This window comes from Marinobacter shunpengi (assembly GCF_045449715.1).
GTDB lineage: Bacteria > Pseudomonadota > Gammaproteobacteria > Pseudomonadales > Oleiphilaceae > Marinobacter.
On record NZ_JBJJLA010000017.1, the window covers coordinates 153,312 to 167,180 of the forward strand.

General features: G+C 59.2%; 5 protein-coding genes. All 5 read left to right on the forward strand.

Annotation, left to right across the window (positions count from 1 at the left end; all coding sequences use genetic code 11):
- Positions 1-71: 71 nt before the first annotated feature.
- The 5 genes from ACJO3T_RS11330 to ACJO3T_RS11350 all read left to right on the forward strand — a co-directional run bounded on the left by ACJO3T_RS11330 (position 72) and on the right by ACJO3T_RS11350 (position 13,814).
- Positions 72-8,681, forward strand: a complete 8,610-nt coding sequence (locus tag ACJO3T_RS11330) for a malectin domain-containing carbohydrate-binding protein (RefSeq protein ID WP_406978506.1) — start codon at positions 72-74, stop codon at positions 8,679-8,681.
- A gap of 55 nt (positions 8,682-8,736) precedes the next feature.
- Complete coding sequence (locus tag ACJO3T_RS11335) at positions 8,737-9,183, forward strand: FixH family protein (RefSeq protein WP_406978507.1); 447 nt, start codon at positions 8,737-8,739, stop codon at positions 9,181-9,183.
- Positions 9,183-10,415: a cytochrome-c peroxidase gene (locus ACJO3T_RS11340; protein WP_406978508.1), complete on the forward strand. Its 1,233-nt coding sequence runs from the start codon at positions 9,183-9,185 to the stop codon at positions 10,413-10,415. The genes ACJO3T_RS11335 and ACJO3T_RS11340 overlap by 1 nt, the downstream gene beginning before the upstream one ends.
- Positions 10,416-10,548: 133 nt before the next feature.
- A complete protein-coding gene (locus ACJO3T_RS11345) occupies positions 10,549-12,507 on the forward strand; it encodes a PA14 domain-containing protein (protein ID WP_406978509.1) in 1,959 nt (652 codons plus the stop codon).
- A gap of 146 nt (positions 12,508-12,653) precedes the next feature.
- On the forward strand, positions 12,654-13,814 hold the full coding sequence (locus ACJO3T_RS11350) for a hypothetical protein (protein WP_406963754.1): 1,161 nt from the start codon (positions 12,654-12,656) through the stop codon (positions 13,812-13,814).
- Positions 13,815-13,869: the final 55 nt, after the last annotated feature.

The following is a 13,869-nucleotide window of genomic DNA, read 5'->3' on the forward strand; positions in this document are numbered from 1 at the left end:
TTTAATCGATATGTAAGAGTGCAGAGGCAACAGGTATGAATCAGGGACGGTATTGGTCTGTATTCCTGGGAGTGGCATCCCTTCTGATCGCCCCGCTGGCGGCGTCGGAAACCCTGTCCAGCGATAATGCACTGATCTGTATCAATGCGGGTGGTGACGAATTCGTTGACGCCAACGATGTCACGTTTGAGGCTGATGTCCTGTATTCGGGAGGGCGTACCAGCTTCCATGCTCACGATATTGAGCAGACGACCGACGACCTCCTGTTCCAGAGCGAACGTTGGGGCGGCTTCAACTATTCCATCCCGTTAAGCCCCGATAACTATTTTGTGACGTTGTACTTTGCCGAGATCTATTACCAGGCGACCAGCTCCAGCGGAGGGCCTGGCAGTCGGGTGTTCGATATTTTTCTGGAAGACCAGCTGGTTGACGACAATTTTGACATCCTTGCCAATGTGCCCAGCAAGACGGCCCTGTCACGTACCTATGCGACCACCGTTGAAGATGACGACCTGAAGATCAGTTTTTCCCGGGTGGCTGATTATCCAAAGCTTTCGGGGTTGTGCGTCCACCTTAGCACCGGCGATTCCGACGGTGACGGTTACAGTGATACCAACGATCTGTTCCCCCTGGACCCTGAGGAATGGGCCGATTCGGATGGCGATGGCGTCGGCGATAATGCCGATGTGTTCCCCAACGACCCGTCGGAATGGGCGGACCTTGATAACGATGGCGTCGGCGACAACAGTGACACCGACCGCGACGGTGATGGCCACCTTAACGACGAGGACGCCTTCCCGGATGATCCGGACGAGTGGCTGGACAGCGACGACGATGGCATCGGTGATAACTCGGATCCGACCCCACTGCTGGCAGTCTCCGCCTATGAGATGTGCATCAACGCCGGCGGGCCTGCCTACACCGCCGTCGATGGCACCGAATACCAGGCGGACGGCTATTACTCCAGTGGCCGCACCAGCACCCATGCTCATGATATTGCCAATACCGACGACGACCTGATCTACCAGTCGGAGCGCTGGCGGGCCTTTGGTTACTCAATTCCCGTGCCGGAGCCCGGCACCTACACCATCGAGCTGGAGTTCGCCGAGATCTATTACCAGGCCACGTCCAGCAGTGGCGGTCCGGGTACCCGGGTTTTTGACGTCTTCGTGGAAGACGAACTGATTGCCGATAATTTTGACATCCTGACCCAGGTGCCCAGTACCACCGCCCTGACCCTGATCCATATGACCACGGTCGACGACGGCATGGTGGACATCGGCTTTGGTGTTATTCAGGACTGGCCAAAACTGTCGGCACTCTGTGTGCGGGAAAGCCTCGGTGACACCGACGGTGACGGGGTCGCCGACAACGAGGATGTGTTCCCCTTTGATGGGGACGAATGGGCGGACAGCGACAGCGACGGTGTTGGCGATAACGCGGATGCCTTCCCCAATGATGCGGACGAGTGGGCTGATCTGGACGGCGATGGTGTTGGCGACAACAGCGATCCGGACCGCGACGGTGATGGCGTTGCCAACGAAGACGATGTGTACCCGAATGATCCGGAGCGCTGGGAGGAAGAGCCACCCCAGCCGGGCTCTGACTGGGGTTACTGTGTCAACGTGGGTGGCGGGGAGCTGGTCTCCGCCAGTGGCTTGACGTACCAGGCAGACCAGTATTACTCCGGCGGCACCGCCAGCGTTCATACCCATGACATCGCCGGAACCGAGGACGACCCCCTGTACCAGACCGAGCGCTGGGGTAGCTTTGTATACGAGATTCCGGTTCCCCAGGCAAGCGACTACATCGCCACCCTTCATTTTGCCGAGGTGCATTTCCAGGCATCGACCAGTGCCGGAGGTCCGGGCAGCCGGGTGTTCGATATTTATCTGGAAGACGCCCTGGTCGAGCAGGGCTTCGATATCCTGGCTGAGGTGCCCAGCAAGACCGCACTGTCCCGGAATTACGTGGTGCCGGTCAGTGACGATTCCCTTAAGGTGAGCTTTGTTGGCCAATCGGACCAGCCCAAGCTCTCTGCCGTCTGCCTGCATCAGAGCTATGGCGACGCCGACGGTGACGGCGTGGCGGACACCAGTGACCAGTTCCCGCTGGATGCCGCCGAATGGCAGGACAGCGACGGTGATGGCATTGGCAATAATGCCGATGCCTTCCCCAATAATCCGGACGAATGGTCCGATCTGGACGGAGACGGTATTGGCGACAATACCGATACCGACCGGGACGGCGACGGTTACCCCAATGACGACGATGCCTTCCCCAATGATCCGGAAGAATGGCTCGACAGCGACGGGGATGGCATCGGTGACAATGCCGACCCGACCCCCAACGAGCCGGTGAACAACTTTGAGATGTGTATTAACGTGGGTGGTCAGGCCTACACCAGTACCGGTGGTGTTGATTACCTGGCGGACCAGCACTATTCCGGAGGCCGGTCCGCCAGTTATGAAGTCGAGATAGCCGACACCGACGACGACACGCTCTACCACAGCGAACGCTGGGGCAACTTCAGCTACAGCATCCCTGTACCTGACAATGGCCCCTACAATGTGGCGCTGATGTTCGCCGAGATATACTTCCAGGCGGCCAGCTCGTCCGGCGGGCCGGGCTCGAGGGTATTTGATGTCTACATTGAGGGTGAGCTGGTTCACGCTGGGTTTGATATTCTTGCCGAAGTCGGTAGTCAGACGGCCATCGTTGAGCGTTACCTGGCGGAAGTGGATGACGGTAGTGTCCAGGTCAGCTTTGGCAGCATTACCGACGCTCCCAAGCTGTCGGCCCTGTGCGTCTATGACAGCAACGGCGACTTCGACGGCGATGGCATTCCCGACAACAACGACGCCTTCCCGAACGATCCGACGGAGTGGCAGGACACCGATGGTGACGGTATTGGTGACAACGCCGACGCCTTCCCCTCGGATGACAGCGAATGGGCTGACACCGATGGCGACGGTATCGGCGACAATTCCGACCCGGACATCGACGGCGATGGTCACCTGAATGAAGACGACGCCTTCCCGCTGGATCCTGCGGAGTGGTCCGACCTGGACGGTGACGGTATCGGCGACAACACCGATGCGGACCGGGACGGCGACGGCTATGCCAACGATATTGACCTGTTCCCGGACGATCCCGATAACTGGGAAGACACCAACAACAATGGCATCGGGGACAACAGTGACCCGGCCCTGGATTCCGACGGTGACGGCTACAACAATGCCGACGACGCCTTTCCCCAGGACCCCACCGAGTGGGTGGACAGCGACGGCGACGGCTACGGTGACAATTCCGACGCCCATCCGAATGACGCCAGCCGCTGGCTGCTGAGCGAGCCCTTCCAGGTGCTGTTCGTCAAGGGCACGGAAACGATCAATACCATGGCCAAGGCCCAGGCACTGATCGACAACCAGGGCCAGTACCAGACCGTCTCCATGAGCTCGGACATCATCAGCTTCAGTGACGGCAGCGAGGGCAACACCGGCATCTTTGCCGACTCCGCGGCGTTCCCCTTTGACAATCATTTCGCCATGGTCGCCACGCGCTCGGTCTTTATTCCCGAGGATGGGGAATACACCTTCCTGACCCGCAGTGATGATGGCGTGCGCCTGATCATCGATGGGCAGGTCGTGATCAATGATGACGAGCCTCACCCGGTCAACCATGCGGACGCTACCGTTTATCTGGAGGCGGGCATGAAGCAGGTGGAAATCCTCTACTACGAAGCTTCCGGTGGTGCCGTTGTGGAGTTGGCCGCCGCCCGGGGAACCGAGAACGATTTCTACTTCTCCGGTGTCGAGGATATGGCGGCGATCACCGACCGTGTGGACGCCATCCTGACACCGCCGACGGAGTTTGCCAGCCACATCGGCGGGCAGTGGAGTGATGTGGTCCAGTGGGCGGAAATCCCCGTGTCCGCCGCGCAATTGCCGGATGGCAAGCTGCTGACCTGGGTCGGTGGTACCGAGATTACCGATACCGGCAACAAGTCCACCGCGAGCATCTATGATCCGGAGACTGGAACGTTCCTGGCGAAGGACCACGCCACCCATAACCAGTTCTGTTCCGGTATCGCCCAGATGGAGGATGGATCCATCTTCAACTCCGGCGGTAACCCCACCACCAAGAAGACCAGCCGTTTCGATATCGAAACCATGTCGTGGGTCACCCTGGACGAGATGAGTTATCCGCGCTGGTACCCAACCACCCTGACCATGCCGGACAACCGTATTTTCACGGCCTTCGCGGAAGGGGCGGGCAACACCTCTGAAATCTACGCCACCGGGCAGCAGCAATGGCTGGATACCCCGGGAGCGACCATGCAGAGCCTGGTGGACGAGCAGAACCTGATCAACAGCAACCAGTCCGGTAATGGCAGCACCGACATGCAATGGTATGCATTCATGCATGTGGCGCCCAATGGCCGGGTGTTCCAGTCCGGCCCCATGCAGACCATGCACTGGTTTGATACCGCCGGACAGGGGGATATCGAGCAAATCGGTGCCCGCCTGGGCGGTGACCAGGCCAGGATGTTCGGCTCCGCGGTGATGTACGACATTGGCAAGATCCTGATTACCGGCGGCAACGATGCCTCCCAGGAAGAGCCTTCCTCCAACAAGGCCATCACCGTGGACCTGAACGGCGCTGCCCCGGTCATCCAGGAAACCACGCCCATGCAACACAGGCGTACCTTCCAGGATTCCGTAGTGCTGCCGGATGGTCGTGTGATGGTGATCGGTGGCACCACGGTCGCAAAACTGTGGAATGATGAGGGCAGCATCCTGCAACCGGAGATCTGGAACCCGGACACCGGGGAGTGGACACCGGTCAACAGCCTGACCGTGCCCCGCAATTACCATTCGACCGCGCTGCTTATGAAAGATGGCCGGGTCTTCACCGGTGGTGGTGGCGCCTGTGGCGCCTGTGATGCCAACCATCAGGATGCCCAGTTCTACTCGCCGGACTACCTGTTCAACGCGGATGGCTCCCTGGCCAGCCGCCCCGAGATCCTCCAGGCACCACTGCAGGTTATCGCCGGCGCCCAGATGACGATCAACACCAGCGAGGCGATCGCCGAGTTCAACATGATTCGCCTGCAGGGAACCACCCACTCCATCAACACGGATCAGCGCTTCGTGCCCCTGGCCTTCGACGGCGGCAGCGGCTCCTATTCGGTTGAGGTCAATCCCAACCCGAACGTGATGATTCCGGGATACTACTGGCTGTTTGCCGTCAATGACGAAGGCGTGCCGTCGGAGGGCTTTGCCATCCAGGTGGTACGTGAGGGCGACGGCCTGGATACCGATGGCGATGGCGTTGTCGATACCGAGGACGCCTTCCCGAACGACCCGACTGAATGGACCGACACTGATGGCGACGGCGTGGGCGACAACGGTGATGTTTACCCGCACGATCCCAACGAGTGGGCCGATACCGATGGCGACGGCATTGGCGACAACAGCGACCCGGACCGGGACGGCGACGGTTACCCGAATGAACAGGATGCCTTCCCCGGCGACCCGACCGAATGGGCCGACAGCGATGGCGACGGGGTGGGTGACAATGCCGACGTCTATCCGAATGATCCGAACCAGTGGGGCGACGGCGCGACCCAATGGTCTGTCCGCCAGCCCGATTTCGGCACACCGGATGCCCGTCACGAGGGCGACTACATCGCTGTGGAAAACAGCATGTACCTGATCGGTGGCCGGGACAGCCGGGCGGTAAACGTCTACAACGCCCTCACCAATAGCTGGTCCGACCGTGGCGTACCCAGGGACGGCGCTTTCAACGAGCTACAGCTGCACCACTTCCAGAGCGTGGAAGTGGGCGGCCGGGTGTACATCGTCGGTGCCCTCCGTGGCGGCTTCCCGTCAGAGACCCCGGTGGCGGAGATCTACAGCTTTGATCCCAGTGAGCCGGCACAATGGCGTGAAGAAGCGGTGATTCCTGAAGACCGCCGTCGTGGTGCCGCCGCGGCGGTTAACTATGGCGGCAAGATCTACGTGGTCGGTGGCAATACCGAGGGCCATAACGCCGGTTGGGTATCCTGGTTCGACGTCTACGACCCGGTGGCGAAGACATGGACCCCATTGCCTGATGCGCCCCATGCCCGTGACCACCACCGTGCCTCGGTGGTGGATGGCAAGCTTTACGTGGTGGCTGGACGCCGCTCCAGCGTCAATCTGGGTAACGCCATCGGTGATACCGAAGCGAGCGTGGATGTCTACGATTTCGACACCGGCCAGTGGACAACCCTGGAGAACGACATTCCCACCCCCCGTGCCGGTGTGGCCCTGATCAAGCACGGGCCGGAACTGGTGGTGGCAGCGGGTGAGAGCCCAGCCGGTGACCACACGGACGTGGAAGCGCTGGATGTCCGCACCGGAAGCTGGCGGGAGCTGCCCAGCCTGATTTCAGGTCGCAATGCCCCCGGTGGCGCCGGTTTTGGTGATGAGCTGTTCATCGTGACAGGCCGTGACGGCAACACCGAACTGGCCAGCCAGGAAGTGATGGGACTCGTCCCCCGGGTGGCACCGGCGGATACCGACAACGACGGTGTCATCGACGACGAGGATGCCTTCCCTGAAAACTCAGGGGAGGTCATCGACAGCGATGGCGACGGCGTCGGTGACAATGCCGACAGCTTCCCGAACGACCCGGACGAATCGGTGGATTCCGATGGCGACGGGGTGGGGGATAACAGCGATCCGTTCCCCGACGATGCCACCGAGTGGGCTGACAGCGATGGTGACGGTGTGGGAGATAATGCGGACTTCTATCCGGCGAATCCGTCCCTCTACGCCAGGCCGCCGCTGCCGGTACTCAACTCCACCACCCTGGCCGTGGAAAGCTCGACCAGTGAGGATCGGGTGTGGGTTGCCAACCCGGATAACGACACGGTCTCACTGGTGGTGGACGATCTGCGGGTTGCCGAAGTTTCCGTGGGTGGCAAGCCATCGTCCATCACATTGGCGGCGGACGGTTCCCTGGCCTGGGTGACCAGTAAGGCCGACGCCACTGTCAGCGCCATTGACACCACAAGCCAGGTCGTCGTGGATACCATTGACCTGCCAGCGGACAGTCGTCCCCACGGCCTGGTACGAGTGCCTGGCAGTGACGATCTGCTGGTGGTGCTGGAGGCTACGGCGCAACTGGTTCGGGTGGATACCGACACCGGTCAGGTCAATGCCACCGGAGCCCTGGGCGGACGGCCCCGCCATCTGGCGATCAGCGAGGATGGCAGCACCGTCTACGTCACCAACTTTGTTACGCCGCCCCTGCCGGGAGAGGACGGCCTGGCACCGGACGTCGCGGCCGGTGGTGGTGAGTTGTGGGTGGTGGATGCCCAGAGCCTGTCGGTGGTGGACACCATTCAACTGGGTTACCGGAACCGGGGTGTGTCCGAAAGCACCGGCCCGGGGATGCCGAACTACCTCAATGCCCCGGTCCTCGGACCCGACGGCGACTGGGCCTATGTGCCGTCGAAGCAGGACAACATCCTGGCCGGCGCGGCCCGTGGTGGTCCCGGAATGACCTTTGACCAGACCGTGCGGGCCGTGACATCGAGGGTGGACCTGGTGTCCGGCAGTGAGAACCCGGGGGCGCGCATCGACCACGACAACGCCAGTATGGCGACGGGTGCGGTGGTAACGGCGGATGGCCGGTACCTGTTCGTCGCCCTGGAAACCAGCCGTGAAGTGGCGGTCTACAACCTGGAGCAGGGCTACCAGCTCACCAGACTGGCCACCGGCATTGCGCCACAGGGGCTGGCCCTGAGCGCCGATGGTGAGCGACTGCTGATCCACAACTTCATGGATCGCAGCCTGCAGAGCTACGACCTGGCCCCGATCCTGCTGGATAACCTGCCGCAGGCCAGTGCATTGCACGTGGTGGATCTGGTGTCCAGCGAAGCCCTGGCGCCGGACGTGCTCTTGGGTAAACAGCTCTTCTACGACGCCGCGGATGATCGGCTGGCCAGGGACAACTACATGAGCTGTGCGTCCTGCCATAACGACGGTGGCCACGATGGACGGGTCTGGGATCTGGCCAGCCTGGGCGAGGGCGTGCGCAATACCATTGACCTGACCGGCAAGGGCGTGGGCCATGGCCGCATCCACTGGACCGGTAACTTCGACGAGGTCCAGGACTTCGAATCCCAGATCCGCCTTCTGGCGGGTGGCACCGGCCTGGTCGACGACAGTGAATTCGATCTGGGTGACGACCCGCTGTCAACGGATCGTGCCGGGCTCAGTACGGACCTGGATGCCCTCGCCAGTTACCTGGCATCGCTTGACGGGCATCCGGCCTCACCCTTCAATGACGGCAGCCTGTCAACGGCCGCAACGGCGGGGCAGGCGGTGTACCAGCGGGAAAACTGCGCCGGTTGCCATAGCGGGGATCGCCGCACGGATTCAGCCTCCGGCGTGGTGCACGATATCGGCACACTGACGGATGCCACGGGCTCCAGCAGTCAGGGTCCGGTGTACGGCATCGATACGCCCACCCTGGATTTCCTCTGGGCGACCGCGCCCTACCTGCACAACGGGGCTGCGCTGAGTATCGCAGAGGCCATACTGGCCCATGACAACCTTACTGTGACGGAACAGGAAGCGGTGGAACTGGAGTTCTACCTGCTGGAGAGTGATGCCGGACGACCGTGATGGATGCGGTCGCCCCCATCGAAATGGAAGAAAACGATAAAAGAAGGAAGCAGACGTGCGATACACCCATGGTGTTCTGGTCAGGTGCCTGGAGCGATTGAAAATCGGGTGCCTGATTGCTGTCATGGTGTTCCCGGTCATCGCTATCGCCGGGGACTGCACTAGCGGTTGCGAGGCTGTCACCAGGGACGGACACTTCCGGATCTCCGTCGCCCCGGCTGAAGGGGAGGTGCCGCTCCGGAACCATCATGACTGGATCCTGGACGTGTGGGACGCCAACAACAACCCGGTGAAACTGGACGGGCTGTCCGTGACCGGAGGCATGCCTGGCCATGGCCACGGGCTGCCCAGCCAGCCCAGGGTTTCGGAGTACCTGGGGGAAGGGCGTTACCGGCTGACTGGGGTCCTGTTCAATATGCATGGCGACTGGACACTGCGTTTCCATCTGGTCAGGCAGGGGGTCCAGGATGTCGCGGACCTGGAACTGACCCTGGATTACTGATGGTTGTCCGTCGCGCCCTTATCCTGCTACTGATCCTCATGGCGCCGTCCCCCGCCGCATTGGCGGAACGGCCGGGCGGACTCACGGATCGTGACCTTCGCATCCTCCAGTCCCTGAGCCTGGCCGAGCTGGGCCCCGTTCCCCCCAGTCCGTCAAACCGGGTGGCGGACAGCCAGCGGGCCGCGGCCCTGGGAAAGGGCCTGTTCTTTGATACCTCCCTCAGCCTGGACGGCTCCCTTTCCTGTGCCAGTTGCCATCAACCGGAAAAGGCGTATACCGACGGCAAACCCCTGGCAGAGGGTGTGGGGCGCACGGCTCGCAACACCCCCACCCTGTATGGCGCCGCCTACCTCGACTGGCTCTACTGGGACGGTCGTAGGGACTCGCTCTGGTCCCAGGCGCTGATACCTTTCGAAGCACCCAGTGAAATGGGGGGCAGCAGGGTGTTCGTCGTACATCGCGTGCTTTCCGATCCTGAGTACCGGGAAGCCTATCAGGCACTGTTTGGCGCGCCGCCGGATCTGGACTGGGATACCTTGCCGGAGCAGGCAACTCCCATTGGTGAAGTGCAAAAGCAGAATGCGTGGTACCGCCTGTCTCGTCCGGTCCAGCGGAAGATAAATGCCGTATTCGCCAACATCGGCAAGACCCTGGAAGCGTTCCAGCGCACCCTTCATCCCCCGGAGACCCGGTTTGACCGCTTTGTGTCGGCACTGAACCAGGGCAATATGGTGCAGGCTAGGGAGCTGGTGACCGAGCAGGAACTGGCTGGCATCAAACTGTATACCGATGACCAGCGTACCCAGTGCCTTCGCTGTCACAATGGCCCGATGTTCAGCAATGGCGGCTTCCATAATATCGGCACGGGCAGGTTTTCAGGGGAGAACATGGATTTCGGGCGGGTGTTCGGCCTGCAGGCCGTGCTTATGGATGAGTTCAACTGTCTGGGGGATTACAGTGACGCCAGCGCCGACCAGTGCAATGCTCTCAATCATGTATCACAGGATGTCCACCAGAGCCTGCATGGAGCCTTCAAGACCCCCACGTTGCGATACCTTGAGCAAACGGGACCCTATTTTCATGATGGCCGGTTCAGTTCCCTGGAGGCGGTAATCAACTATTACCAGGACCCTCCAGACAGTGGTCCGAACAGGATGCATGAACTACAGGATATGGATCTGACCGAAAAAGAACGGAATGCCCTGGTTGCATTTTTAAAGATGTTGAACTAGCAAAGTGGATCACATGTGATCGGGGCATAATAGAATGGATAACATGCCAAAACGATTTATACCCCGGCTAGCGTTTGCTGCGGACAGATCCAATACTTAAAGACAGTCTCTAATCAATGGATACAGGTGGATTATGTCCGTCACAAAGATATCGGCATTGATGTTATTGGCTGTCACTCTTACTGGATGTCAGGTCTGGCGTGATGATCTGGATGAAAAAGAACCCACGGCAGCGGTGAGTGAGCCCGGGGTCGTTTATGTCGACTACTGGGATAACATCGAGGGCGTCAGTGTTTCCGATCTGACCAGTTCCCCCCGCTATCCGGATGATCCTGATGAAACCGTACCCATCAATAGTCTGGATGGTCCCAGGGATCGGGGGAGTCAATACGGTGCCAGGGTCAGGGGGTTTATCGAACCGCCTCTGGCGGGCGAATACCGTTTCTTTATAAGCAGTGATGACCAGTCCGAGTTCTATCTCAGCTCCAATATCAGTGAGGATAACAAGGAACTGATTGCTGCCGTGACGGGCTGGAGCAACGTCGGGGAATTCGACAAATATGCTTCCCAGGCATCCGGGGTTATCGACCTGGAAGCGGACAAGCGCTACTACTTTGAAATCCTGTTCAAGGAACGTTGGAGCGGTGACCACTTTATTGTGGCCTGGGAAGGCCCAGGGTTCGCCCGCAGTACGGTACCCGGGTCCGCTCTCCACTCCTGGGCGCCGCCATCCGAAATAGATGACGGCACCGGCCTGGCATCAGGCGAGGCCTACAATCTGGGCTATCGTGTAGGCTATCTCGACGGCAAGGAAGGGTTAGGCTTCAACCCGGAGTATCCTCCCAGGGATGATGACGGAGATGGTATCTACGACAACTGGGAAGTGGTCCACGGCCTGGACCCGAACAACCCCGACGACGCCAGGTCAGACCCGGACGGTGATTTCCTGAGCGCCTCCCAGGAGTTCTTCCTGGGCACCGAGGAAGGTAACCCCGACACCGACGGTGATGGTATTCCCGATGGCGAGGAGTTTGCCATGGAACTGGACCCGCTCGACCCGGCGGATGCCCAGGAGGATCTCGACGGCGATGGCTATACCAACCTCCAGGAATACCAGGCCGGCACCGACATCCGGTCAGCGGACGACAGGCCGGAAGAGCCGGAAACCACCTTTGTGTCCGGTTTTGTTGGCCAGTATTTCAATGGTACCGGGTTTGATGAGTTGGTGTACGTCCGGACGGACAACACCGTTGACTTTGACTGGGGCAGGAGTGGAGCCCCGGAAAGTCTTCCGGAGGACAATTTCAGTGTCCGCTGGTTCAGCGAGTTCGTTCCGCCCCATGGCTCCGGCGCCCGTGACTACCGGTTTACGGTAAGGACCGACGATGGGGCCCGACTCTACCTGGACGGCGATCTGGTTATCGATGAATGGCAGGGACAGTCCGTGACCACCTTTACCCATACGGCCTCCCTGGCCGCGGGAGAGCCCGTGGCGGTGACCCTTGAGTACTTCGAGGGACGGTACGATGCCATTATTGAAATGGACGTGACGGATCTGGCCGAAGGGACAAGTGTTAACCTGACAGAAACGTTCCGGGCGCCGGATCCGACAACCACATCGTCGGTAGACACCGATGGCGACGGTATACCGGACACCTGGGAACTGGCGAATGGGACCAACGCCTGGGTAGCTGATGGGGGAGAGGTGCTCAATGATCAGGAAGTCACCAACCTGGAGGCCTACGCCAGCGGACTGGCACCGCGAACCCTGGAGCCCGCGGCCGGAGAGCCGGGCGTCCTTCCGGATGAGGAAGAGCCCGCGACCGGTGAGGGCAGTGTCCTGCTGACCTGGACAGCGCCTTCAACCCGGGTGGATGGGGAATCAATCTCGTTGAGCGAAATCGACTCCTACATCGTGCGCTACGGCCAGCAGGAGGGGGCCCTTGATCAACAGGTCGAAGTGGATAGTGCCGATACCAGTTATCAGTTCAGTAACCTGGAATCCGGAACCTGGCACTTCACTGTCCAGGTGGTGGACACCAGCGGCCTAGTTAGTGAACCGTCGGAAGTCGTAACACACAGCGTTCCTTAAACAGGGGCCAGCGTTACGGTTTGTTATGAATTGCAGGAATGAGATGTTAGTCCGGCAAAGAGGTAGCGTAAGATCTAGCCTTGATCGATACAGAAGATATCGGTTGCCGGTAAAACGATAATGACCCTGAGCATTGAGGCTGTCAGATGAAAGTTAAAAGTCTTCACCCCGTAAGCAGTAAACGAAAAGTAGCACGCAACCCGTTAGTCGTATCGATTATTGTTTCGCTAATGGTTCCGGCTGTCGTTGAGTCCCGTGTGCTTTTCGAGGAGTCTTTTGATGACTTACCTGACTACACCAGCTCTGAAGAACTGGACCTCGAAGGATGGGATCATCGAAGGAACGGAGAAGTAAACTGGTCACCAAGTAACGGATACCCAGATAAACACGATGCATTTGAAATCCTGGAATCTAATGCGGATAAAGCACGTGGTGGTACAGGAAAGTCATTTGTTGCGTGGCGGGAGTCCTATGATCCAGGGTGGCAACGATGGAATAGCGACGGCATCCTGGCAAAGAAATTGGATCAGGGTGTTAGCCAGCTATACGTCAGTTTTTACATTCGATTTGAGGAGAACTGGACGCCTGGTGGGCAAAGCAAGTTTTTTCGCGCCTATTACTGGAATGGTGAAGGTAGCCCATTCCAGTTCTTCGATGATGGAAACTCCGGTCCCATCTTCTTGTGGGATTACAACGAAAACAACTATGGTGTGAGAAATGTCCATGCATATAGGGGGGGGCCTCCTGAGGGCAGCTATTATCAGATGACCAGCGAGGACATCTATGATACTCCAAGGGGGGTTAATAATTTGGGATCGTTTTCGTTGAACTACACCCAAGATACGGTTGGAATGGCCGCCGATGGAGGTACTCCGAAAATTCCAGACCAAGTGAATGGGGGATATCTGTCAGATAACCTGAATCAGACGGTCAAGCATGCTCAGTTATTTGGACGACCAGAGAATTGGACTAAAGTGGCCTTCTTCCTGAAAATGAATTCGGAACCAGGTGCTAACGACGGCGAATTAATTCAATGGATTAACGACGAACAAGTCTATGTCAATAGAACCATTCGTTGGGTCAAGGATAATCCTGATAACCGGATGGTGCAATGGAATATGGTGGCCATTGGAGGAAATGACAACTGGCAAGCATATCCGAATAGCCAAATGCGTGAAGAATGGTATTCGATTGATGATGTGTATATGGCTACCGAGATTCCTGACGATGTTATCAGCGGTGGTTCTGACGATGGGGCCGTCAGCCGCCCAAATCCGCCATCAGGCGTCACTGCTGATGGAGGTTAACTCTCCAAAAACGCGTGTTTAGAAAAATGACCAATGGGCAGATTCCTCAGGAATC